Annotated in this window: 22 protein-coding genes; all 22 read right to left on the reverse strand. The window is 47.6% G+C overall.

Annotated features, from left to right (window positions below; translation table 11 throughout):
• Position 1: 1 nt before the first annotated feature.
• Positions 2-1,240 (reverse strand): relaxase/mobilization nuclease domain-containing protein, encoded by a 1,239-nt coding sequence (locus tag EHLA_RS09855; protein WP_096240663.1) that lies wholly within the window; start codon positions 1,238-1,240, stop codon positions 2-4.
• Complete coding sequence (gene mobC, locus EHLA_RS09860) at positions 1,203-1,589, reverse strand: plasmid mobilization relaxosome protein MobC (protein ID WP_096240665.1); 387 nt, start codon at positions 1,587-1,589, stop codon at positions 1,203-1,205. The genes EHLA_RS09855 and mobC overlap by 38 nt, the downstream gene beginning before the upstream one ends.
• The gene (locus EHLA_RS09865) at positions 1,589-1,891 is read right to left on the reverse strand and encodes a hypothetical protein (RefSeq protein WP_096240667.1); all 303 of its coding nucleotides are present in this window, start codon (positions 1,889-1,891) and stop codon (positions 1,589-1,591) included. Before EHLA_RS09865 ends, mobC begins: the two co-directional genes overlap by 1 nt.
• 38 nt (positions 1,892-1,929) lie before the next feature.
• The gene (locus EHLA_RS09870) at positions 1,930-2,205 is read right to left on the reverse strand and encodes a hypothetical protein (RefSeq protein ID WP_096240669.1); all 276 of its coding nucleotides are present in this window, start codon (positions 2,203-2,205) and stop codon (positions 1,930-1,932) included.
• 494 nt (positions 2,206-2,699) lie between these two features.
• A complete protein-coding gene (locus tag EHLA_RS09880) occupies positions 2,700-3,362 on the reverse strand; it encodes a HEPN domain-containing protein (protein WP_096240673.1) in 663 nt (220 codons plus the stop codon).
• Between the two features lie 74 nt (positions 3,363-3,436).
• Positions 3,437-3,559 (reverse strand): hypothetical protein, encoded by a 123-nt coding sequence (locus EHLA_RS17145; protein WP_416791030.1) that lies wholly within the window; start codon positions 3,557-3,559, stop codon positions 3,437-3,439.
• 275 nt (positions 3,560-3,834) lie between these two features.
• A complete protein-coding gene (locus EHLA_RS09885; RefSeq protein WP_242970712.1) occupies positions 3,835-4,845 on the reverse strand; it encodes a hypothetical protein in 1,011 nt (336 codons plus the stop codon).
• Between the two features lie 220 nt (positions 4,846-5,065).
• Complete coding sequence (locus tag EHLA_RS09890; RefSeq protein WP_096240675.1) at positions 5,066-6,100, reverse strand: DUF4238 domain-containing protein; 1,035 nt, start codon at positions 6,098-6,100, stop codon at positions 5,066-5,068.
• A 144-nt stretch (positions 6,101-6,244) separates the two neighbouring features.
• Entirely contained in the window at positions 6,245-6,592 is a 348-nt protein-coding gene (locus tag EHLA_RS09895; RefSeq protein ID WP_096240677.1) for a hypothetical protein, read from the reverse strand.
• Positions 6,593-7,144 carry a hypothetical protein gene (locus EHLA_RS09900; protein ID WP_096240679.1) on the reverse strand — a complete coding sequence of 184 codons (552 nt, stop codon included), beginning with the start codon at positions 7,142-7,144 and terminating at the stop codon, positions 6,593-6,595. It abuts the gene before it with no gap.
• A 115-nt stretch (positions 7,145-7,259) separates the two neighbouring features.
• On the reverse strand, positions 7,260-8,054 hold the full coding sequence (locus tag EHLA_RS09905) for a hypothetical protein (protein WP_096240681.1): 795 nt from the start codon (positions 8,052-8,054) through the stop codon (positions 7,260-7,262).
• Between the two features lie 22 nt (positions 8,055-8,076).
• A complete protein-coding gene (locus tag EHLA_RS09910; RefSeq protein ID WP_096240683.1) occupies positions 8,077-10,365 on the reverse strand; it encodes a CHAP domain-containing protein in 2,289 nt (762 codons plus the stop codon).
• A 1-nt stretch (position 10,366) separates the two neighbouring features.
• Positions 10,367-13,015, reverse strand: coding sequence for a VirB4-like conjugal transfer ATPase, CD1110 family (locus tag EHLA_RS09915; protein WP_157908577.1), 2,649 nt, complete (start codon positions 13,013-13,015; stop codon positions 10,367-10,369).
• On the reverse strand, positions 12,987-13,388 hold the full coding sequence (locus tag EHLA_RS09920) for a PrgI family mobile element protein (protein WP_096240687.1): 402 nt from the start codon (positions 13,386-13,388) through the stop codon (positions 12,987-12,989). Before EHLA_RS09920 ends, EHLA_RS09915 begins: the two co-directional genes overlap by 29 nt.
• Before the next feature lie 9 nt (positions 13,389-13,397).
• Positions 13,398-14,222, reverse strand: coding sequence for a hypothetical protein (locus tag EHLA_RS09925; RefSeq protein ID WP_096240689.1), 825 nt, complete (start codon positions 14,220-14,222; stop codon positions 13,398-13,400).
• Between the two features lie 10 nt (positions 14,223-14,232).
• Positions 14,233-14,556: a hypothetical protein gene (locus EHLA_RS09930; RefSeq protein ID WP_096240691.1), complete on the reverse strand. Its 324-nt coding sequence runs from the start codon at positions 14,554-14,556 to the stop codon at positions 14,233-14,235.
• 5 nt (positions 14,557-14,561) lie between these two features.
• Positions 14,562-14,774 carry a hypothetical protein gene (locus EHLA_RS09935; RefSeq protein WP_096240693.1) on the reverse strand — a complete coding sequence of 71 codons (213 nt, stop codon included), beginning with the start codon at positions 14,772-14,774 and terminating at the stop codon, positions 14,562-14,564.
• Positions 14,775-15,197: a hypothetical protein gene (locus EHLA_RS09940; RefSeq protein ID WP_096240695.1), complete on the reverse strand. Its 423-nt coding sequence runs from the start codon at positions 15,195-15,197 to the stop codon at positions 14,775-14,777. It abuts the gene before it with no gap.
• A gap of 12 nt (positions 15,198-15,209) precedes the next feature.
• The gene (locus EHLA_RS09945) at positions 15,210-16,289 is read right to left on the reverse strand and encodes a hypothetical protein (RefSeq protein WP_096240697.1); all 1,080 of its coding nucleotides are present in this window, start codon (positions 16,287-16,289) and stop codon (positions 15,210-15,212) included.
• 6 nt (positions 16,290-16,295) lie between these two features.
• Entirely contained in the window at positions 16,296-16,814 is a 519-nt protein-coding gene (locus tag EHLA_RS09950; RefSeq protein WP_096240700.1) for an immunoglobulin-like domain-containing protein, read from the reverse strand.
• 82 nt (positions 16,815-16,896) lie between these two features.
• Positions 16,897-22,143: an isopeptide-forming domain-containing fimbrial protein gene (locus EHLA_RS09955; protein ID WP_096240702.1), complete on the reverse strand. Its 5,247-nt coding sequence runs from the start codon at positions 22,141-22,143 to the stop codon at positions 16,897-16,899.
• 213 nt (positions 22,144-22,356) lie between these two features.
• On the reverse strand, positions 22,357-23,805 hold the full coding sequence (locus EHLA_RS09965; RefSeq protein WP_242970769.1) for a leucine-rich repeat protein: 1,449 nt from the start codon (positions 23,803-23,805) through the stop codon (positions 22,357-22,359).
• Between the last annotated feature and the right edge of the window lie 11 nt (positions 23,806-23,816).

Raw genomic sequence — 23,816 nt, forward strand, 5'->3', positions numbered from 1 at the left:
CTCATCTCCTTTTTGGCTCTCTGGTCTTTTCTTTTTCCGGCATCCTCCGCTTTTCATCCTCTTCTATCATCCGCTCTGCCATCCTCCTCTCTTTCCGTATCTCCCGGAGGAGGGCTTTCCTCTCCTGCTCCTTCTTCGGATCCTGTTTCCTGTCCCCCTTTCGTTTTTTCAGTCCCGCCTCCCTTTCCTTCAATCCTTCCATCCGGCTTTTTAATCCATCCAGGTCTTTGATATCATGTTCCAGGATGTACCGGCATTCCTCATACAGCCTCTGGATATGGATGGCATGTTTTCTGATATCCCGGTCAGAGACCGCATAGGGATTTTTTTCTTCGAGATAATGGCCCGCCCGGTAAAACAGCTTCACCCTCTGGATCTGATACCGTGTCAGTGTGACTGTCAGATATTTTTCCAGGCCTTTTTCATAAGACTGTTCCAGCCTGGAGGACAGGATCTTAACCGTCTCTGCCCGGAGTGTTTCCTGTGATATCTTTTTTAGGATGTCTTCCTTCCGGTATCCCTCCCCTAATGTGATGTCCCTCCTTCCCTTTTTCGCACCCGGCGGGATAAAGGTGGTATGTTTTCCTTCTCTGATCCGGTATCCGAGCTGTTTCATCTGCACGAGGAACTCTTCCCAGGACTGGGAACGGGAGACCGCAAAATCAATGTCGGCCTGTATGATCTTCGTCCAGGTGGGCCGTCCCTTTTTTTCGGCATCATGTTCTGCATACGATCTCCCGGCCTTTCTATCCTGGTCAAACTCCAGCCTGGAGATCCCATATCTTTCACAGATCCTGTCCGTGACAGGCTGGATAAATTTTTCCCAGTCACCTTTTTCATAACGGTATTTATATCCGCTCACCCGGTTCACGGAATTAAAGATGATATGCCCGTGCTGGTGGTCCTGGTCCGTGTGGATGGCAAAGACATAGTCGTAATCTTCCCCCAGATATTCCTCGCAGAATTCCTTAAGGACCAGAAAAGCCTGGTCAGAAGTGACTTCCCCAGGCTTAAACGAGATCACGAAATGATATCCCTGTCTCTTATCTGTTTTTCCCCATTCTTTTTTTGTCTCCATCATCACCCGGAAGATCTCTTCCGGGTCATTTCCGGCATTGCCTCCCACCAGGTATCCGTTCTCCGTTTTCTCCGGATTTAAGATATACCGGAGGCTGTTTTTCAGATGTCCAGTTCCCCCTCTCTTATCCGGATTGATGTGCATGAGTTTCGTTATCGCCATAGTTTTTTTCGATCTGCATCTCCACCCCCTTCACCCTATTTTCCACATCAGCCAGGCACTGCTGTAACATCCGGATGTCAGAGGGGCTGCCGTACCCGCTGTTTATTTTTGTGACGGCCTGGTTGATGTTCACGCCGATCTTCCGGACCTGATAGCTGAGTTCCTTTAATTCTTTTTTCAGCTCCCATGGCTGCCTGGCGGAAGAAAAGATACATTTCCTGATGTAAGCAGAGATATTTTTTTCCTTTGTCTTTTTCGTGTGGGTCGCGGCATCTTTTTCGGCATACTCCTCCAGCAGGGCGAATTCTTCTTCCGTAAAACGGATGAGAAATGTCTTGTCCCTCCCCATTATGTTTCCCCGTCACCTCCTTTCCACTGCGGATCACTCCCTGCCTGCTCCCTCCCGATATGAAATACGGATGCGTTGTCTTCCAGGATGAGCTTTAACATATCCAGTTTTTCATCACTCAGGTCTCCAAGCTGGCCTTCGATGAGGGATGCGATCTTTTTATTCTTTTCTGCTTCCTGGCCCTTTTTTGCTGCCGCAAGTTTTGCCCGGACCTCTTTTTTATTTTCAGAGATTTTTTTCTCCTTCTCCTCTATTTTTTCCAGCTCCTTTTCCAGCTTTTCGATGGTCTCTTTCCATCCCATGGCATCAAAACCTCCTTTTCATTTTTCTTTTTACAGGATCATATCCCGTCCAGGTAATCGTAGGGATCCGCCTGCCTGTCTGCAGGTTCACCCTGCCCATCCCACGGGGAATTTTCCTGCAGCCACCGGATAAATCCTTCCAGCTTCCTGCATAACCTTTTTAGTTCCTTTTCCTCCTTTTCGTTATCTGCCTTTTCGGAAAATGCACTGACTGCATCGGCAATAAACCTGCTTTCTGTCGGGTATCGTATCTTATCCCTCCTCCCGATCTGCTCAACGGCTTCTTCTGTCAGCCGGAAATGTTTATCGATCATCTGTCCACCTCCTTTCAAAAGTCCCTGTTCTTATACGTTCCCGTGTTCCATTTCCGGAACATCTCCCCGTTCCATTCTCGAACGTTGTTCCATTTCTCGAACATCTCCTCGTTCCACTCCCGAACGTTGTTCCATTTTGGGGACATCTCCTCGTTCCACTCTCGAACCTTGTTCCATTTTTGGGACATTTCCTCGTTCCATTTCTCGAACCTTGTTCCATTTATGGGACAAAAAAGCCGCAAGGCTTTTGCAAGATACGCATTTTGTATATACAAAATGCCATGATCTTGTTAGGGGATGCCCCCTAAAACCCTACGGCAGCAAATGCCATTTTCCATTGGAAAAGGCATAAAAAATCCTCAAACGGATTGCATGTGCTCAGTTTGAGGATTTCATTTCATAATATTAAATTTTCTTATTTTAATGCAAATGGAAATTTGTAATATAGATTCTGTATTTCTCCAAACTACAAGTATTAAGCATAATCGGCTTTTTTACATTTCAGTGTCTAACTCAGCAAAGTGAATTAACTTTAATAATATCAAAGCGAAATTATTAGACAACCATTTTATGTCTAACCGGTTGCCTGCAAAATATGTGTTTTTTTTATACTCCGGATATCTAAAATACTCATCATTTCCACCTTCAATATACATACAATATTTTTTACAAAACACATCCACCCATTCCATGTAACTCTCATTAATTTCATACTCTTTAAAGAATAAATCAGCTAATTCTCCTAAATCATGTTTTCTATTTATTTGCCCAGTTTTTTTAAGCAATAAATACTTAAAACCAATTTCAATTGCCTGTCTGCCAACAAAAATTGTAACTACCGAATGCGGCAAAGAATCCATAAGTTTATCAAAAGCATTTATATATTCCATCCAATAATTTTTCCATAATAATATTCGGTCATTCTTTTTGAAATTTTTTTCTGTTCCATCAAAGGAATCTATACATTCAATAACATTTTCAATTTTATCTTGAGATGATAAACTATTGCTTCTTGAATCTTTTGCCAGACTTCTACAATCAGATCCATTAAACATCGGTGATTTATCATAATTCAGGTGGGCAACCGAGAATGCGCCATCAAGCTGTACAACATCTTCGTAACTCAAAGTATTTCCCAATGTCTTAAATAATCTCATATCAAATTTCTCCATACAAATACTGGTTTCTAAACTGTAATTTCACTGTGCTTCTTTCAGCAAATCTTCTGGTGTCATATTAAAAAATTTTTCCAATACATAAGATTCCTCGTACTTGGACCAGACATCTCGTTTTTCCATTTAGAAACTGCCTGTCTACTCACACCTAATGTCTCCGTTAGAAACTCTTGAATCATCTTGCATTCCGTTCGATGTCTTTTCAAACTTCTCCATGCGATTTTGCATTTTCTGCTTTTACTTTCTTACTGGTTCAATTTTAATATACTTTTTCAATGCTTTTATCAGCAAAAAAACTATATTGATGGCTAAATTAATTGTTTCTATGTTGATTTAGTCACCTCTCTGATTGCGAAGAATTTTTAATTCACAATTACTGATTTTTCATTTCTAAAAAACTCAAAGTTATCTTTCCATTATCATCTATATTATTATAACAACCTTTAAAATAATTTTATGTGGGCAAAACGCCTGCATTTTTTAATGATGTGACTTGCGCAATCAGGTCATTCATAATCATATCTTTTATTTCATTCCATGTAATATTAGAATTTAAATTATGCTCAATTTTACAACGAATAAGACATTTTTTTAATATTTCTCTTGTTATATTTTCAAGATTATGCAACTCGGAATCTGTAATATTAGAACCATCACCCTCATGCAACGATTCAGAACGAAATCTATAAAAATTCAGTACTTTTTGATGAAGCTGTTGGATTTCTGCCGATGTATTTCCTAACATCGCACTGATTCTATTAGCCAGCATTTGTTTTTTACCGGGCTGATTTTGTGGCAGGAGAGTCATTTCCAATGCCGTTGTATACTGTTCGAATCCAGTCGGAATGTCAATCTGTTCTAATCCCCAAGAAAACTCATCAATACAATCTTTCAACAGTGCATACGGTGCATTACAATAATCATTCAGCCACTGGTTGCATGAAACAATTTCTGCCTCACTTAACGTAAATCGTCCACTTTCAATAGTATTTCGTGTTTGATTATGGATACAATGATCTATCGTGTTACTAATTATGCCCATTTCATGGAACGAGCAATGGAAGAAAACATCTCTGAATCCAATATTACCCGACTTAAAAAGTCTGAGAAGATTGATTTGTTCGTATAAAAATTTCTTTTCCTTTTCCATGTACTGTCCAAGTTTATCTTCGCACATAAAATCATTACCTGTTGCCACGTGTTTAAATGTGCTGAAGTTTGAACCTTCTATCTGTATAACCTCATTCTTGTTTATACAGATGAAGAATACATTTCCGTCTTCAATTATACGAGAGCCAAAATAGTCAGTATCTAACTGCCCCCGTCCATTAGTTATTTTATCTTTGAAAAATAACGTATCAAACTTACATTTTTCAATAGTATATCCCCTGCCCAAAGCTAAGCCACAAAGGCTTTCATCACAACACATTATAATACCTGAAACAGATACATTTACATCAATCATATTCTTTCTCCTTGTTCCATGAATTAGATCTTTTTTTCACCCTATTATCCCTCTAAATTCCGATTTCTCCAGTTCTAAAACTGGAATCTGTCGCACTCTTTTATAGGGATGCGTTCAGTTCTTCGTTGATTAAACTGTATCACCTACGTTTTGACATGGAAATATCCGGAATAGCTCTGGAATAAACTCTTTCGTCTACGTAAATATCTATTATTCCATATTACAGAACTTCTATCTCGGATTGATACTCCTGCAATTCGGGATATTTCTTACAATATTTTTTTGCAACCTTAAAATCGTCTCCATTAGAAAATACACACCTATAACTATGTGCTACCTGATGTAAATTATAGTATGTAACTTCCTCCACATCAGACATTACATAAAACTGTCTGTCTTTGAAAATAGGTCCATATGTTTTTGAGTCAAACATACAAAGCAATAATGAAGACGATACTGGAAACACTATTTCAATTCCTGGAGATGCGAATCCACCATAATTAATAAACTTGTCCTTTTTATGTGGGATTTTTACTACTGGATCATCCGATGTGTAGAAAGGTATATCTGTTTTATTTACACACATTACCCATACATGGTCAACCAAGATTTCTGTCAAGCGAACTGTAATCGCTGGATCAAGAATCATCATACTATGTTGTAGTTTAATAAAATCTGGATTTGCTTTCACTTCAAACGCTTCTTTTGGTTGTGCGTCTATGTTATTCATCTGCGTCTTATACGCAAGAGTTTGAGCTGTACCGGCAACCATATCTCCCAAAGTTTCTCTGAATTTTTTTGTCCTAATTACTTGAATGGATATAAAAAAAGAAAGCATCTCTTTCTCATGTTCTGACATCGCTAGGCAGTTTTTAATAACCCATTTATTACCATTGTAGCTCTTACCAATTATAGATTTCAATAGTTGGCTATATACTCCTTCAAATCCTGCAAAATGTTTTTTTTCAATATATTTGCTGTTTCCAATAATAGCTTCCACATCATTCCAACAGTCTGTCCCCACAATTTTCATTAAATCTACTTTCATTTGTTCGTACACATCTGTTTTAAGACCTTTCATAAGCCGAAGAAGATCCAAATCATAAAAGCCATTTTCCATTGCTACATTCAGAATATCTTGGTTAGTTCGAACCATTAGTTTCCATTTATCAAATACATCAATTCGCTTCCCAGCAGTTGCAAAATTTTCAAGGTAACACCTAGGCACATAATGCTCTTTTTTTGTATCTGCCATGTTACACCTCCAATTATCTTATCGTATTTCAAATTTCTTTACCAAACACTCTCAGTTCTATCAAATGTAGCAATTCCAATTTACTAAAGGAAGCTGAGTGTACATCTCGTTTTTCATATAAGCATTCTATTAAAATCATATTTGCTAAAAAATATTGTAAAAGTTAATTTTGCCTGTTGATGTCTTAAACTCAACACGTCCTACCAAAATTCCTTGATCATTACATCTTAATTCAAATCCTATATATGTTCCTTTAATACTATTAAATTTGTATATTTCTCTATTAATTTTTTCCATTTTTTTTATGGCTACATATGGTCTTCTCGTACAATTTAATGGTCGAATAGAACAATAACCCTTTTTCTGAAATTCAAATGCTATATTTCCACTACCTTTGCTGTATATTTTAAAAATGTCTTTATCCTCTGTTATTTTCGGTTCCAATGTTCCCGGAATCATATTCGTTATTTCAATAAAACCTATTTTATTCATTCATCCATTTTTTATAATTATTTCCAAACTTTGTATATTGAAATATTCTTCTGGCTTTGTTGGATGTGGTATTACATCTATGAAATATACATCATTCAAATCAATTATGGAAAGTAATTGCATATCACTTCTGTTATTCTTCATTTGCTTTTTATCTTCAACATATTTTCCACTCATATGCAAGTGAAACAGCTGCCATGTATATCGTAAAAAATCTGTTGCTCGTGATTTTTTTATGTTGTTTGAAAGAAAGATGTTCATATCCTTTCCTGCTGAAAATGAATCTTCAAACATTTTTAGGATTTCTACATATTCTTTTGATATTTCATTTAAATTTAATTTGCTCAATAGTTCCTTAGAATAATGTACTTTTCTTTGAGTCACAGGTATCAGCCTAAATAGATATGAAAAAAAGTCTATTATAGTGTCCTCTGGTTCTTCTTTATCTTTGTATTCTACACCCTCACTATCATAGTACTTACGAATTTCAGATTGAATATCTTTATAGATATTTTTTTCTAATTCTGTCTTTTCTCTCTTAGTATTATCCATATTTTCAACCTTTTCCCTTTTTCAATAAATTTCGATCTTATAATACTTTAATTAATATTATGAATATAACATATAATCAAAAGAATTACCAGACAAGCAACCACAACATATAGTATTATCTCCACCTAAATTCATATCTCCCGTCAGAATATTTCACTTCAATGCTCTGTCCATCGATTCGGGAGGTTTCAAATTCCAGGACCACTTCATATCCCGTCTCTGTTTTTTCAAAAGAAGAGACGTAAAATAATCTCCGCTCTTCCAGGTTTTCATTGAGAAAGATAAGGAGGTTGTTTTGCAGGGTCTCCATATCTCCCATACTGGAAAGTTCCCCATCCGGATCGGTGATCTGGGGAAGGCCGAAGTCGATCGGTTCCGTTCCCTGGGCGGAGTATTCCGGTGCAGCTTCCGTGGCTTCCCCATCTGGCTGTTTCATTCCACCGTAGTCTTCGATGTCTTCTATCGTCTCTTCGTATGGAGCAATGGAAAATTTCCCGGTTTCTTTTTCATAACGGACCTGTAAAACAGACCGGCCAGCATCATCAAGCTGCAGATAAAACTGCGCCGTTCCTTTTGGGGATGCCTTGTCATCCTCCACTTTTCCAAGGGCCGTGACTGTATCTGCCGCCATTCCATTTTCTTTCAGGAAATCCCTGACCTGCTCTTTAAATCCGGCTTCCTCTTCCGGAAGGAGATAATAAATATTTCCTAGGGAAAGGAATGTACAGGAACCATCTGTTCCTTCTGTGGTCTGTTCCTGTACCTCCGTTTCCCTGATCTCTGCTTCGGTATCGGTTTCCGGTTTTTTTGTTTTTTCACCTCCCCTCATAAAAAAGATCCCTGCCAGTGCCACAACAAGGATGGCTGATAAAAACAGTCCCATAAATATCACTATCCTTCTTTTTTTCATCGGATCCCTCCATGAACGTTTCTTATTTTAAATGATTCTTTCCTAAGTTGACTGCCTTCACGACGGTGGTCCCCGCCCATTCCGGATGATACCTTGTGACCGTTTTCCCGGAACCGTACCATGATGCTTTGTCCACGCAGAACTCCACCACACAGTGGCCGTACTGGTGCCCCCATTTATTGCAGTCGGAGTCCGCCTGGCTTTTCTGGTCCCCGATCACCCCGTGGATGACCCTGCCGTTTGCCAGGACAAAGTCCACTTCATCCCCGACTTCCCCGAAGGTGGAAGTGCAGGCGATCACGTACCGGTCCCCGATCTTTCCAAAGCCGTTGGCATCATAATGCTCCCCGGAGTTTACCCGTAGGCGGTACTGACGGCTTAACCGGTTGGTGACCATGCTCCATCCCATGTAGGAATACACATCGCCCAGTCCTGATGGCAGGGTGATGGTCTTTCCTGTCCCATAGGCATCCTGGTCTTTTAACCGGAGGATGGTATAGATCTTTCCTCCGACACTGTCCCCGGTCTTCATCCCTTTTACGAAATATCCGCTGTTTTCTCTGCCGTCTGAGGTCTGGGAACGGCTGTAATCATACCAGATCATTTTTCCATTTGTATTTTTACCGGCATAGACATTGGTGTGCAGGTGGTAGAGGCAGATATCCCCTGCCCTGAGCCCGGCTTCCGTTGGCATCTTCCCGCCGACGGAAATGATCTCATAGTATTTTTCAAGCTGTTTTCTCACCTGGCTGCTGGCCACCAGCCTGTTTTCGGCGTTGCTGTAAATGAACTGGCCCGGTTTTAAAGTGCCAAACTCCTGCATGGCCATGCTCACATAATGGGCACAGTTGGTCTTTCGCACGCTGGCATTTCTCGCTTTTTCAAAAGAACCTTCCAGATTGGAGTTGGAATAGACCCAGTTCCCGTCATTTAAGATGGCCGCCGAGATTCTGTCACAGTACCCCAGGAAATCCTGTACATTCCCACAGGCATTGATGCCGTTTTCCGGATAATCCGGCTGCCCGTAGCCCATGATGCCGCCATAGGCAAGCGGGTAATGGGCCCGCATGACCTGGTCCCTTTTGTTCCCCTCGATGGTATGGACCACATCATTTTCCGTGTATTCGACGATCCCTACATGATGGGATTCCCCTTCCCCTTCGTAATCAAAATAAAGGATATCCCCCGGCTGCGGGATGTAACCGGCCTCTTTTTTCTGGTATTTTTGATGGCGGATGAACCACTGCCTGCCCTCCTCACAGGATGCAGTCTTCGGTAGGATGCCCATCTTGATGAACCCGCATTCGTTGGCGCACCAGCTCACAAAGGAATGGCACCAGGCAAGGCCGTTGGCCCCGGTAAATTCCCCGTACTTCGTTTCGTTTCCGGGTCCTTCCCGGTAGCCGATCTCCTGGATGGCAACGGCAACGATATCCTCCCCGGAACCGGATGCATAGGTCGTACTGAGGGCTGCGATGACCCCGGCAATGAGGCTGGCCACCACGCCGATCACCACCGCCACCACGATCACCGGGATCAGGATGGCAAGCATCGTGACCACGACCGTTGCGGCAAGCTGGATGGCTGCCGTAGTGACTGCCAGGATGGCAGAAGCCATGGCCGCGGTCACAAAAGCAGCCGCCTGCTTTACGTTCCCCATCTCCCGGTTGTCCTGCATCTGTCTGGACAGTTCTGACTGGATCTGGACACGTCTGCTCTCAATGGCAGCATTTTTCCGCCGGTTCGCTTCCTTAAACCGTTCTGCCGTCCGCTTTGCGATAAGGACCGTGAGCCCGGCAGGGGATGTGGGAGCAGTACCGCTTTTCACGCCGGGAGCTGCTGTCCCCGCTGGACGGTGGCCGGATAACGGCACGGCATTTGAAACCTCTTTACTTTCTGTTTCCTTTCTTTGCTCCCGTTTATCTCCGGTCGTCTTTTCCGTCTGAATACGGCTGTTTTGCAGGCTTTTTCTCTGCTCCTCTTTTCTTTTTGAAGACTGCCCTGCCGCTCTTTTTTCTGCATCAGAAATGAAGACGCCTCTGGCTCCCTTTTTCTTTTCCACATCACGGGATGCCTCTTTTATGTACTGCTGTTTCCTGCGTTCCGGAAGCCGGTCCCATGCTTTCTTCTCCTTCCGGTTTAAAAAGTGGGACAAAGGAACAGAGGAGGGAACGGTTTCCCTGCCTTCCCTTTCCTCATCCTCTCCCATGGGACGGACCTGCTGCTTTGCTTTTTTTACCCCGCTCTTAGAGACCTGATAGGAGGCGCTTACTTTCCGGAGCGCGGTGCCCCTGCTTTTCTTTATGCCCATATCATCCCTCTTTCTTATAGCGGAGGATGCCGCCTTCCCAGGTGGATATCAGTTTTCCATCCCGGCATAAGGCAAGCAGCTTTTCCTCCGCTTCCTCTTCCGTGATGTCTAACACCGACAGGATATCCCCAGCTGTGACCGGTGTGATCCCTGCCATCCGGATGATGATCTGCTCCATGTGGTCTTCTTCCCTGTCTGTTTCCGGTTTCTGCTCTGGCAGTTTAGCCATATCCGCCGGTGCCATGTTCTTTTCCTCCGCTTTTTCATGGAAGTTGGTGCTGATGAGCGGGTAAAGGACATTCTCCTTCGATATCTTGGCATCGAACAGGACCACCTTTTTCCCCCAGACCATCACGCCCTGCCCGGTCTCACCGGAGTTCAGTGCATCAAATTCCGCCCTGGATAATTCCTGGATCTCTGCTAAGGCGTTGGCATCCACGCCTCCCTGATCTAAAAAACATTTATAAGAACAGTTCGAAAACAGTTCTTTTAACTGCTCATTGTGAAGGGCTGCCGTCAGGTTCTGCAGGACCATGGTACAGATCCCGCCAAATTTACGGAAGGTGGCGACAGCCGTGTTCAGCTGGTCCGCCGACGTCCCCTTTTTGCTGACCACCTGGGTCTCATCCACGATGAAATGGGTGGCCCTCTGCAGGGACTGGTTATATTCCATCCTGGAGGAAGTATAGTGCATAATGGTGAGCATCACCGCCTCCCAGTTATCCTCCGGCACATTTTTCATCCCAAAGCCTACCAGCCGGTTTTCCAGCCTGACCGTAGACGGGCGGGCCAGCATATCACAGGAGCCTGCGGTGTACTCCTCCATACTGTTATAAATCGGGCGGATCACATTTTTGTCATACTCGTTTTCCGCCCGGTCCAGTTCTTTCCGTATCTCCTCCCTTAACAGACGGAGTGTTGGCTGTTTTTTCAGGTTTTTCTGGGCAAAACACTCTTCAAACATCTTCCTTGTGCAGCGTCCCACGACCGAGGCGTGTTCCTGGGTAAAGGTGATGTTGTTCATGATGGCCGCCGTCAGGCTCTTTGCATACTTTGCCTGCGTGGCGGTGAACCGTTCCCTGATATCCCGGCTGCCATAAAACACGCCCTCCGGGACCTCGAACCCATTGAGGTATATCCGGCTCTTCGGGGTCAGGTCGAAATAGGAACCGCCGTTATCTTTTACGATATCCTCAAATTCGTTCTGGGGGTCTATGATGAGGATGTCATCGTCGGTACTGACCAGGGTCTGGAGGATCTCCGTCATCTTGACGAGGACGGACTTCCCGGAACCGGTATGCCCGATGATGATCCCATGGGGGTTCATCAGCATCTTCCGGTTGCCGAAGATCAGCTGCTTCGTGGTCCTGTTCAGGCCGTACATATATCCCCCGGGCTCAATGATGTCCTGGGCATGAAACGGCTGGAAAGCGGCTACGGAAGAGGAAAGGAAGAACCGCATATAGTCCACCTGCCTTCCGCCGTAAGGCAGGGCCGTATTTAACGCCTTTAACTGCTGGTAGTCTGCCGTTTCCAGCACGATCCCCTCTTTGGAACCGATGGCCTGCATCTTTTTTACCCGCTCGGCAAGGGTATCTTCATCCCCCGCCGTCACGGCCACGAGGAAGTTCATGAAAAACCCGGTCTCATCGTTTTCCACCACCTGGTCAAGGTAGCCTTCGATCCCGTCCTTTTTCCTCTGCTTTGGATAGGAAGGCCCGATGGAGATCACCTGGTTCTTCCGCTTCCTCTCCTCCTCCTCGCTGATCGCCTTTTCGTTGTTCATGCAGGCCGCCGCCAGCTTTTCGAGGATCCTCTCCTGCGGGACCGGGGCAAAGTCCATGGTGACCAGGGAGGGGAACTCCACATTTGCCAGCTTCCGGATACAGGTATCCGGATCGATGGCGCTCTGGAACTTCCATCCGAACAGGACGGACAGACAGACATCATCCAGGATGAGGAAATTTTCTTTCTGCCGGATGGTCTTTGGCAGCACGTCATTTTTCCAGTCATGCCGGCCCTTTTCATCCAGATACTGATATTTCTCTTCCTCTTTCTTTCCGACGCGGAGGAGGGAATGGAGGCACCTAAGCCTCTCCTCCCCGTCCATCCGGTGGATCCTGCCCTGCCAGCAGTGGAACATGGTACAAATCGTCGTATCCAGGGCATTAAAGAGGATCCCTGCCTCCGCCGGGGAATCCGCCCGGCAGGAGACGGTCAGGTACCGGAGGGTGGCAACGTTCGGGTTCGTCTCGGAAAGCTTTTCCCCGATCCATCCCTTTATCCCTTCCTCCACTTCCGGATAGGCTCCTTCATTCGGCACTGTCCGTATCCTTTCTAAAAACGCATCCATGCTCTGGTATTCATCGACGATGCTGATCTTGAAATCCACGTTCATGGCCTTGAGCCAGTCCATGAACTGGTTTAAAAACCGGTCTTTTTCTTCCTCGTCCTTATTGATGTAATTGATCTCCTCAAAGAGATAGCACCGGTCATACAGGCAGTTCTTCTTTAGCGGCTCCACCTTTGCCATCCCGTTTTGATACATCGTATCGATGTTTAAGGCCTGTTTTACGTTTTTCGGGATCTTCACACAGGGAATGCTCTTTCTCCTGGCGGCATTAAACCTTGCGTTTGCGTTTACGACCATGCTCTCCCCTCCTTCCTGTCTTGTCTTCTGCTCCTTTTTCCATATGGAATGTCCGTTCCTTTCCCTCCGGCTTTTCCCCCGCCTCATACAAAAGCCGCCTTGTCTTGCGGCAGTAATCCCATTCTTTTATGATCTGCAGGATGCCCTGCCCCTGGTATCTCCCAAGCCCCAGTGCACAGACCGGGAACATGGCAGGCACCGCGATGTAGGTGCATTCCACGATCCCGATCCCGGCAAACCGCCATAAGAGAAGGGCGGCTGCTACCGCAAGGGCAAAGGCCCCGCCTCCCACCAGGCACTGCTTTAAGGTAAACCCCGCAAAGGCCTCATCGGGGAACGCTTCATTAAAGTCTTCATTGATATTGATCTTCATCTCATCCTCCTATAATCCAAAGGCACGCTGCAAAAGACTGTTTGCGCCTTTTACCGATGCCGTCATCAGTATCATGGTAAACAGGGCGTTTAAGGCGTCCCAGAACCCGTCCACTGCCGATGCCGCCATGGAATGCCCGTCAAATATCGTGATCCCGGAGCTGGAGATCTGAAAGGAGATGGCCATGACGAGGGCGATCACCACGATCTCAAAGGCATTTAACAGGAACGTCTTTACCCATGCATAAAAGCTCCTCTCCACCCCGCGGCCTCCGATCAGCGCAGGCACCGCAAAGGGCGCCATCACCACCAGAAGGTACAGCCTGATGTAGCGCCCATACACGGTAAGGAGCATCAGAAAGCTGCACACGACCGCCGCCAGGACAAAAAAGATCCCGAAGAGATGGTAAAACAGGACGGAACCAAGGTCCATGTCCTCCACGATCAGGTCCGGGGCATTTAAGGTGAACACATCCCCGGCCATCAGCGAAGCGGCAAGGAATAACAGCTTGATGATCCTTAGCAGGTTCAGGAAGATGACATTTGCCGCAACGATCTTGATGAGGGCCTCTATGGTCATCTCCAGGGTGATGTTATGGCTGAAGTCGCTGACAGCCTGGAGCATGGCGATGATAAAAAAGAGGTTTAACATCCCCACCCCGATGGACAGGGCCCAGGGATAAAGGGTATTCTCCACAAATCCCCATGCGCCGGTCGAAAAGGCCTGGGGCGAGGTGGCCAGCATCCCGCTGATAAGCCCCATCGCCTTATTCCAGACCGCGTTTGCCAGGTTGATGGAAAATCCTCCGAGAAAATCGGTCAGCCAGTCCGGCATATGATCCCTCCTAACTGATCTTGATCAGCTTGATGATCTGGGGTGCCAGGCAGGCGACCAGACCGGCAGCGATCCGCTTAAATGCCATGGACTGCATGGAGCCGTCGGTTGAGTTCAAGGCAGTGGCCCACTCAAAGACGCCCCATAGAAGGTACAGCTGGCCGATGCTCGACACGATGGCGGCAATGATGTCATAGATCGAATCAAAGGCCGAAGTGATGCTGTTTGTGGCTGCCGCCGCGTTGACGGGTGTCCCGGCGGAAAGGGCAAGGAGGAATAAGGCCATCCCTGCCTTCCCCGCCGTTTTCATATCGAATGTTTTCTTTTTTGTCATTTCTTTTAATCCTCTCCAATTTTAAATACAAAGACGATGCCCACGATCAGCAGGACAGATACCACGACCTGCACCAGGAAAGCGAGCAGGTCCGTCATGGGCACCCATGGCTCCGGCAGTACCTTCGGCAGCAGGAACCGTGCTGCGAAATTGGAAGCAATCCCTGCTGCGAAGGCAAGGGCGATGATGATCTTTGATATCCCGTTTTTCTTTCTCATTTACATTCCATCCTCCTTCTTTGGAAGCCGCCGGTACCTGGAGGCTTCCGCCTGTATGATCTTTTTAAAAAACTCCTTCTGGGTCTTCGTCCCGTCCGACGCATAGACAAAAAGCGCCGTCTCATAATCTTTATAACGGCTTGAAACAAGGTAACTCCGGGCGGCTCTGAACCGCATCCTTGCTTTCTTCACCCGGCAGTGCTTCCCGGCAAGAAAGAGCATCCCCTCGATGTCTTTCGCCGTTGTATAGCAGAGGGCAAGGGTCTCCCGGACCTCATCCCCGTATATGACCTTCGGGAGCCTTTTTTTATATGCGGGCCTGCTGTCCTGCCGGTATAAGAGCCATACCACAAAAAACAGAAGGAACAGCCCTCCCAGAAAGGAAAGGCAGATCCCGGCTTTCATCAGATCGATCTCTGGCATCCTTCCCCTCCTTTACCATGCAAAGTAGGCCTTCATGGTCTCTTCGATCTTTTCCATCAGATAAGCAGGGCTGTCCTGCCGGTCAAACTGCCCCGTCAGTACGACTTCCTGCTCCTCCATGTGATAGGAAGCCTTCACTTCCATGCCCTGGATATTGATCTTTTCAAGCATCTGTTTTACCCTTCGGTTCTGCTTCACTTTTTTATGGATATGGAAAGAAGGCGGATCCTCAAATGTGACCATGACGATGAGGCCATGTAAGGCCATCCGGACCATCTCCCCTGCTTTCGCATGGAGCAGTTCACACTCCGCGCCTTTTTGCTGCAGGTGATCAAGGAGATGCCCGGCAGTCAAGTCTTCGGCGGATCCTCTGTCCGGCTCCTTATTTTCAACAACGACCATTTCCATCTCTGCTGTCTCTGTCAATACTTCCTGTCCCCTGCTCTCGGTTCTCTCTTCCGTTACAGGATCACTCTTTTCAGGGAAGTAGTTATTTCCAGCCATCATGAGTTTCCGAAACAGCTCCCCTTTTTCCTTCTGCAGCCGTTCCTTCTCTTCCTTCAGGGCTTCATTTTCTCTCTCCAGAGCCTCATTCTTTTCCTGAAGGGTCTGGCACTGCTCTTTCAGAGAAAGGATTTCATCTGGTGAAGGCTCTCTCTCCTGTTCCAACACAACCTTCCCTTCATTTAGAAGCAAAAGGCGGTTTTCATACTCTTCCGATAATCTCTGGGCTTTCAGTTTCTCATTCCGTGCCTCCTCCTTTAAGATGGAGATCTGGAGCATGGCATGGTCCTTCTCCCTTTCCTGCCTTTCTTTTTCCTCTTTCAGGTTTTCTTTTTCTTTCTCTATTTTTTCTTCACCGGCAAGGAGCACTGCTTCCCTCCCGGCATACTCCTTTTCTTTTTCCGCCAGGGCCTCTTCTCTCTTTTTAAGCTGTTCCTGCTTCGCTTCACAGGCGGTTTCCTGACGGCACAGAGCATCTTTTCTTTCTTTATACAGGGATTCCTTCTTTGCGTATTCCTCATCCCGTTCCGCAAAGAGCTTCCGGATCCGTTCCATCGTCTCCGTCTCCCTTTCAAAATGTCCATTCATACCTTGTTATCGTCCCTCCTTTTTTGACCGGATGATCCGGTAGACACTGGCCCCGCACCCTGCCAGTGACAGCTGTAACAGCAGGGTATAAAACAGGAGGTGTGAAGTATCCCTTGTCTTTGGGACGTTTGCCCGGAAAACGACGATGCCTGTCCCGCCGGGTTCTGGAGCCTCCTGTCTTTCTTCTTCTCCGGGGTCCTTTTCTTCTACGGTACACCAGACGGTCTTTTCATAGACCTGCCCGGATAGATCCGTGTAACGGTACCGGATGGGATACTCTCCCGGTTCGTTAAGATCGACCTCACTGGTATCGATCACCACAGTCTCCACTGCTTCATTCATGGTCAGGTTTTCTTTCAGGTCCGGCAGCTTATCCCCTTTATCCACCGTGATATCCACCATCCCAAAGAGGACCGGCTCTTTCGGCACCTCTGTTCCTTTCCACAGGAAGCAGACAGCCAGGACACTGCATGATAAAAACATGAAAAACAAAAGAAGCCCTGGCAGCAGCTTTCTCATCTTCATCTCTTCTTCTCCCAACTTTTTCGGGGAGACCCCAATGGGATCCCCCGCGGGTTTTACAACAGGTCACACTCTGAGATCACTATCAGAACTTTCCTGTTTTGCTGTTATGTCTCCTGCGTCTCCGGAAAAAGTATGCCCCGCCAAGCAGGCAGAAAGCGCCGGCTAAAAGGACTCCCACATGGTCCTTAAGCCCCGTCTGGACTCCCTTTAATCCGCCGGTCACTTCCTTTACCGCCTTGTCAACGGCATTCTTCGGGATCTTCACCGTTGCCGAATCTTCTTTTAACGGTGTCTGGTCCGAAATGGCTGCTGCTGTATTCTTTACCTCTTTTCCTTTCAGGTTTTCATCGGTGACTTTGCTTTGAAAGGTGATCTCAGACTTTCCGGCAAGTACCGGATAAACGATCTGGAAACCGTTCTGGGTCTTTACGAAAGAGATCTCTGCTGCATCCCTTTCCACCGTTTCTTTCTCCGTAACTTTCTTTCCATCCACCAGGATAGAACTGTGATCGATCTCCACTCCTTCCGGGAGTCCCAGGTCTTCCACGACCAGGTTCGTCACTTTACACTCCGGCGTGGTCTGCTCCACCCCGATCACCCAGGAAATGCGGTCTCCCACCATGGCAGTCTTTTCTTCCGCCTTTTTCGTGATAATGATATCCGGCACTTCCAGTCTGACTGTGTTCGTATCGACTGCCCAGGTGGAAAGCGGATGGGTCGTGGTGTTGGTCGGGGAGAACGGTTCCTCCCAGACAGGATCCGGGACAGAGCCGTCTTCGCCTCTGTCCTCTTCGGAGGTCTCACGGACTTCTGCGGTATTCACGATGACTTTCTCTGCATCCGTTCCCTCATTTACAGTGACTGCAAAAGATAACGTCTGGGTGCTTCCGGCCCGTAAGGTGCCGATCACAAAGGTAATGTATTCTTTTCCATCCAGGACCATGACCTTTCCGTCATCCGAAGCAGAGTCCTCCACATAGGCTGTAGATTCCGGGACCGCATCTTTTACCAGGACATCCGTCAGGGTCTGATCGGAATCATTATGGACATCGATGTAATAAATGATCTGCTGGCCCGCTTTCACCACAGTCCCGCTTGCCGGGTCCGAAGTCTTTCTGGCAGAAAGATCCGTAGTGACTTTCGCAAGCGGCACATCCAGCTCGATCTCGGCATAGGCGTTGTCTGCTTTTGCCTTTGCGATGTTCGTCACCGTATCTTCTTTGGTATCGGATAAGAACAGGACATCATATTTTACGCAAAGGGTATCTTTGACCGTCAGGTCCTTTCCGGTCTCAATGGTAAAAGAATCCTTATCCGCCTGGATGGAGACCGGTTCAAATTCCTTATCATTAAAAAATGTTTTTATGGTATCCGTCTGGATCTCCGCTTTTCCTTTGTCTTCTTCCCTAAGCCCGTCGGTGATCACCATATTGACTGCGGTCCGGTCCTCCCTGGTCTGGGTGACAGTGAGCGTATATTTTCCAATTTCATCCTTCCGATATACATCTTTATCGGATTCTTTTTCGATATCGATGACCGGGGATTTCAGATAAACCACTTCATCATCACTGACTTTCTCTGCATTAGAACCTTCTGCCGTTGCCACGTTGATGATCTGGTTCGTATTTTCCGGCTCCTTCTCGATCTTTGCCTCATACGTCACGACAAATTTTGTGTGGGTGAGCGGGGAATCCCATTCCTCCTGCGAGAGCCCTTCCAGCCGCAGGTTATGGACTCTTTCATCGATCTGGTCCATCATCTTAAACGGGCTCTCCCCGTCATACCGAAGGTGCATCCCCGTTGTGATGGTAAAGGAACGGTCATCCTTTAAGGTGACATAAGGGGAATCTGCCTCTTTCCCGGCTTTCTTTCCAAGGTCATAGGACGCCCCGGTCTCATCCTTTAAGTGGATGCTTCCCTCAATGATGCGGGTCCCTTCCGTCTGGATCTGGTCTGTGATGACGATATCCCTTGCCAGAGTTCCCTCATGGTCGTTAGTGATCTCCAGGGTGTATTTCACCACTTCCCCGACCTCATACTCTTTCTTTTCTGCGGATTTTTTGATCGTGAGGTGCGGGGTATTTATCCAGACCCGTTCTTCATCTTCCTCCGGAATATCCTGAAGCATTAAGGTTGCGGTCACAGATACAATATTATCCACGACCTCTCCATTCACACAGGTAAGTTTCTTCTTTGGATCCGCTTTTTCCAGACAGTCTTCCCACCGGTCTGTGACCGTGTCATAGGCCGCTTTTTCCTGGGCCGTACAGGTCAACGTGATCACAGCCGTCTCTTCCCGGTATAATTTCGGGATCGTCAGGACAAAACCGTTTTCGGTGTATTGGATATCACTGTCTTTCATGATGTCCCTGTCATCCGGCGCTCCGGAAGCTGCCTCCGCCTCTTCACTCTCATAAACACTGGTGATCTGGATGGAATCCGCATCCGGGAGCATCGCTTTTGGAAGGTCCGCATCGGTAACGATGACATTGTCCGCAATGGAATTTGTGTTCTTATTCCCGATCCGGATCGTATAATCCACTTTATCTCCAATCTGCCATTCAAACTGGCTGGATTCTTTGGAAACCACAGGTTCTGCTGTTTCAGCAACGGTCTCCACCGTTTCTGTTTCACGGTCTTTTACACCGAGTTTTCCATCATATTTCAGATTGGAATCGATGTGGCTTGCCGCCTGGTTTAAGAAAGCATAAACATACTCCCCGTCTCCTGCTTTTCCAAGGTCGTCAAATCCTTCCTTTTTCTTGAGTTCGGAAAGTTTCATCAGATGGGCAAACGTCTCTTCTCCCAGCTTCAGATGTCCGGTTTCCACTGCTTTTAAGGTCTCTGCATCTGCGGAGATCTTTACCGGGAATATGACCACGGCTTCATTTCCATCCTTATTTCCATAAAATTCTTCCGAAGCGAGCAGTTCCTCTTTTGCTGATACGGTAAGGGTATTGTCCTCCCCTTTTTCAATGGTAAACTGATCCGTTACGTCGCTCTTTCCGATATGGACCCGGACATCTTCCGGCTCATAAGACAAGCAGCCGTCTACCGCATCCGTGATGCTAAAAGATGCATAATAAAACAGTTTCACCGTGTGTTCCGGGATCTTCTGTGTGATGGTATAGGTCCATTCCCCTGTGACATCGGTCACCCGGTCATGGGCTCCGGGTTCTGTTTCCCCCTGTTCTTTGATGCTTCCATCCCAGTTAAGGTCATCCGTATCCGAGACCTGTTTTTCCGGCAACGGGATCTCCGGAATCCCCACGGTCGTCGTCGTCTTTCCGGTATCCTGCTTCTTATCGGCATTCCATGTGCCTCCTTTGTCGATCCTTGTTGTGATGACCGATGCCTGGTTGGTAAAGGTAAGGGCCGTCTCCGTGTCACCGGCATTCATATGACCGTGTTCCCGGAGCACGGAGAGCGGGGACTTGTCCGGATCGATGTGAACTTTTGCCGTCATCTTTACGACGGTCCCTTTCTGGCCCCCGTAAAAGGAGGCATCCTTTAATAATGTTTCGGAAGCGGATGCCACGATATGGTTCTTTTGATACTCTGTCCCATCGATGGAAAACTGCTCTGTGACCTCTTTCTCCCCGGTGTAAAAATGGATCTCATCGATGGTCAAACAGGTATCGATCTGGTCCTCAAAGGTAAACCGGGCGAACCGGTCCGTGGACGGCATATTGATTGGAATCGCCTGAGATACTGTGTAAAGGAAGGCTTCGTCTGCATTGGTCAGGGTATCTTTCTTTACCTCCTTCTCATCGTCATCCGTGACCGTCTTTTCCGGCGGCGGGATCTCCCCCGGATGATCCGGGTCCCCGACCGGGACTTTCGCCCAGACGGTCTCCGTATCCTGGCCGGATGCCTTTGTCTGCTTTTCTCCTGACTGGCTGTCATACCGGCTCACATATTCCATATCCCGGTGTGCTGTATTCGGGATCAGACGGTACTTATTATCACTTGTCCTTTCATGGCCAAGCCAGTCATAAGCCGCATCCTTGATCTTCACCTGGAATTCGATGACCAGCTGCCTGCCATAGAAGCCTTCGCTGGACAGTGCACCTGCATTTGCCGTGAACCGGATGTCCTGTCCGCTGGAGCTGTCCGTAAACCAGTCATTGTGGGAAATGCCTCCCACGGATACCTTCATCGATCCGATCACATAGGAAAGCCCGTCATCCAGCCGGTCGGTGTACACCATCTTTGAGACCGGTGTCCCCAGTGTCTCCACGATGTCCGTCCCGTATCCCGGGGTCTCCTCCACATACCGGTAGGAATACGTATCCCCCAGCTTGTGTGATACGGCGGTCTCTTTGCTGTTCTTTACCCAGGCGGAACCGTTATAGATGAGCTTTTCCGGACTCTTTGGCTCATACTCCTGGGCAAAGCTGTTCATGGCAAAGGGTGCCAGGTCAAAGTAGGCGATCGCCGTATGGCCGGTCCATCCGTATTTGATGGACATGGATGTCATATCCTTTACATAGGCTGTCAGACAGGTCTTTAAAAAAGTATCCTGATCTTCACTGGCATTGGTATCCAGAATGGACCGGTAGGTCCACCCATCGGCTTCGCACCGGCTGTTCCCGTCGGCTCCCCCGATGTAGGAAGCATACTGGATCTTATCCATCCCGTCAGTAACTGTCACGTACTGGTTCTGGTCGATATCCTGGAATGTCATGTAACCGGTAAACGGGGCGGACCCGCTTCCGTCTGCATAGGAAAAGCTGTACTTAAACTTCACCCATTTGAACCCGCTGAACATGACCACGCCCGTCTGTTTATAGGAAAAACCGATGGCATAGCCCAGATGGGACGGGTCATTGTCATGGCCAAAGATGTCCCCGGCTGACGGGAGGGGCTTTGCCTCATCGTTTTGTGTCTTCCAGTCTGTCACCTGGATGGTCAGATCGACTGCTTTCCCGCCAACGGTCGTCACGCCGCTGTAGCGTACCCAGAAATCTTCCGGGTCATGGTTTTTGGCATAGGCACCATAGCCGTGCCAGGTCGCATCGGCATCGCTGTTGCCCGCCGCATCCTGCTGGGCTTTGAAGCTCTTGTTCGGCTCCTCCGCATTGCTGTCATTCATAAAGGACGGCACGGTAGTCCGGCTCTTCGTGACTGCCCGGTTAAACGAATGTGCATACTCCATGGAGACCGTCTGTGCCGGTTTTTTGTAGACACCGGAGTCGGAAAATCCGCCTGCGGCCCGGGTCTCGATCCCTCCAATGCATCCCGCCCAGGAAGCGCCGACTGCGAGCAGGGCACTTAGGGCAAAAAGGGTCCCTTTTTTTAACTTTCTCTTCCATTTCTTAAAACGCATGAATCTTTCACTCCTCTCTTTGTGCTTTTTAAAGATGCTTTTTGTCCATTTAAGGGGAACGTCCCATCCCTGACCCCTCCTTTCCCATAAAATAAGCCGGTAGGTATGTCCCGGCTGTGAAAAGACGGAAAAAACGCACCCTGGAACTTCCAGAATGCGTCTTCCTGTCTGGCATATATCATGAAGAAAGAACTCTTTCCAATGCCCTGTATCCTATTTTTTTATCTTTCCTTTCTTTCCTATCCCTCTGGCATAAAACAGCTTCCGGTAGAGGGAGAGCTTCTTTGCCGGGACTTTGACCTTCACCTTCGGGCCGGTGTTCCCAAAAGCCTGTTTCCCGACCGTCCGGCCTGACAGTTTTTGCGTCCGGACCACGATATTCCTTAGTCCCGTACATCCATAGAAAGCCTTTTTCCCGATCTTCTTTATATTCTTTCCAATGGTCACCCTCTTAAGGTTCCGGCATCCCTGGAATGCCTTTGCCGCAATGGAGATGACCCTGTATTTTTTCCCTCCGGCCGTGACCGTTGCCGGAATTTCCGCCACCGGTATGGTCTTTGTGACCGGCTTTTTCACTTGGACTGTCCTCTCCTTCTCCGACACTACTTTATAGGAAAGGCCGTCTTTTTTTATCACTTTGAGACCGGAGGTCTTCCCGCCGGCCACGATCTTTCCGTTTTTTATGGTATAGATGGTCCCGTCCACGCTGCATACGCCCGAGTACCCTGCCGGGATGCGGCTCCTGCTGTCAAAGATCGGATATGCACTGCCAAGGCTGGTGCTCCCGATCCGGTCTGCCACCACGATCTTGCGGCTGGCCGTCCATGGTCCAAGGCTTACCGTCACCAGAGCAACCCCGCAGGTCTCCGCCCTCACCGTTCCATCCGCCCGTACAGAGACGACCGGGGACGCCGTGCTGCTCCAGGACGCTCCCGCACTGGAGAGGATGGTCCGATAAGGCACCTTTTCCAGGTTGACCTGCTTAAACCTGCGCCTGCTCTCCAAGGCTGGAGACAAGGCTTTGCTCTCTCCTTTTTTCATCACATCATAGGCCCCGTCTTTTGTCTGGCTGATCTTTCCGGAGACCGTAAGGCCAAAATCCGCGGGATCCACTGTGACCTTTTCCTGGCAGGCCACGGTCCTTCCGGGACTGGTATACTGCCGTTTTGCCCTGCCCGTTCCGAGCAGGACCACGATGCCTGTATTGTTGTTTAAGAATTCTCCGGGCTTTGCGGCAAAGCAGCCGATGCCGATGGTATCATAGCCTTCCCAGCCCTCCGTCAGGCTTTCGCAGCCTGCCACGATCCGGCTGACCTCATCCATGACCACAGTCCCGCTTTCCTGGTATAGATTCGGTTCCATATAGGAGACCAGACGCACCGCGCAGTAAGGACAGGCGATGCCATCCTCCGGACAGTATCCCTTTCCCGTCTGGTACTCTGCCGCAGCCTTCATGGCGGTCTCCATCAGTTCCCCATCGACACAGAAAGCATCCAGCCCATTGGCGGTCCTTTTCCTATTGATCTCTTTTACTGCCGCATCGGCAATCGTGTAAAACCGTTTCCCCGGGACCGTGACTGTCACCTTCCCGCTGGCTGCCGCATCCGCATGGAATATTCCCATCAGGATAAAGCAGACGGCCAGCATAGCCAGATGTATCATTTTTTTCAAAC

The organism is Anaerobutyricum hallii, from assembly GCF_900209925.1.
GTDB lineage: Bacteria > Bacillota > Clostridia > Lachnospirales > Lachnospiraceae > Anaerobutyricum > Anaerobutyricum soehngenii.

Bases quoted from the DNA above. Each gene is read 5' to 3' on its own strand.
- EHLA_RS17145 (WP_416791030.1), bottom strand. From the start codon at position 3,559: ATGATTCAAGAGTTTCTAACGGAGACATTAGGTGTGAGTAGACAGGCA.
- EHLA_RS09890 (WP_096240675.1), bottom strand. From the start codon at position 6,100: ATGGCAGATACAAAAAAAGAGCATTATGTGCCTAGGTGTTACCTTGAA.
- mobC (WP_096240665.1), bottom strand. From the start codon at position 1,589: ATGGGGAGGGACAAGACATTTCTCATCCGTTTTACGGAAGAAGAATTC.
- EHLA_RS09910 (WP_096240683.1), bottom strand. From the start codon at position 10,365: ATGGGCATAAAGAAAAGCAGGGGCACCGCGCTCCGGAAAGTAAGCGCC.
- EHLA_RS09900 (WP_096240679.1), bottom strand. From the start codon at position 7,144: ATGGATAATACTAAGAGAGAAAAGACAGAATTAGAAAAAAATATCTAT.
- EHLA_RS09930 (WP_096240691.1), bottom strand. From the start codon at position 14,556: ATGACAAAAAAGAAAACATTCGATATGAAAACGGCGGGGAAGGCAGGG.
- EHLA_RS09920 (WP_096240687.1), bottom strand. From the start codon at position 13,388: ATGAAGATCAATATCAATGAAGACTTTAATGAAGCGTTCCCCGATGAG.
- EHLA_RS09865 (WP_096240667.1), bottom strand. From the start codon at position 1,891: ATGGGATGGAAAGAGACCATCGAAAAGCTGGAAAAGGAGCTGGAAAAA.
- EHLA_RS09935 (WP_096240693.1), bottom strand. From the start codon at position 14,774: ATGAGAAAGAAAAACGGGATATCAAAGATCATCATCGCCCTTGCCTTC.
- EHLA_RS09945 (WP_096240697.1), bottom strand. From the start codon at position 16,289: ATGAATGGACATTTTGAAAGGGAGACGGAGACGATGGAACGGATCCGG.
- EHLA_RS09950 (WP_096240700.1), bottom strand. From the start codon at position 16,814: ATGAAGATGAGAAAGCTGCTGCCAGGGCTTCTTTTGTTTTTCATGTTT.
- EHLA_RS09940 (WP_096240695.1), bottom strand. From the start codon at position 15,197: ATGCCAGAGATCGATCTGATGAAAGCCGGGATCTGCCTTTCCTTTCTG.
- EHLA_RS09855 (WP_096240663.1), bottom strand. From the start codon at position 1,240: ATGGCGATAACGAAACTCATGCACATCAATCCGGATAAGAGAGGGGGA.
- EHLA_RS09955 (WP_096240702.1), bottom strand. From the start codon at position 22,143: ATGCGTTTTAAGAAATGGAAGAGAAAGTTAAAAAAAGGGACCCTTTTT.
- EHLA_RS09965 (WP_242970769.1), bottom strand. From the start codon at position 23,805: ATGATACATCTGGCTATGCTGGCCGTCTGCTTTATCCTGATGGGAATA.
- EHLA_RS09885 (WP_242970712.1), bottom strand. From the start codon at position 4,845: ATGATTGATGTAAATGTATCTGTTTCAGGTATTATAATGTGTTGTGAT.
- EHLA_RS09905 (WP_096240681.1), bottom strand. From the start codon at position 8,054: ATGAAAAAAAGAAGGATAGTGATATTTATGGGACTGTTTTTATCAGCC.
- EHLA_RS09870 (WP_096240669.1), bottom strand. From the start codon at position 2,205: ATGATCGATAAACATTTCCGGCTGACAGAAGAAGCCGTTGAGCAGATC.
- EHLA_RS09915 (WP_157908577.1), bottom strand. From the start codon at position 13,015: ATGGTCGTAAACGCAAACGCAAGGTTTAATGCCGCCAGGAGAAAGAGC.
- EHLA_RS09895 (WP_096240677.1), bottom strand. From the start codon at position 6,592: ATGAATAAAATAGGTTTTATTGAAATAACGAATATGATTCCGGGAACA.
- EHLA_RS09880 (WP_096240673.1), bottom strand. From the start codon at position 3,362: ATGAGATTATTTAAGACATTGGGAAATACTTTGAGTTACGAAGATGTT.
- EHLA_RS09925 (WP_096240689.1), bottom strand. From the start codon at position 14,222: ATGCCGGACTGGCTGACCGATTTTCTCGGAGGATTTTCCATCAACCTG.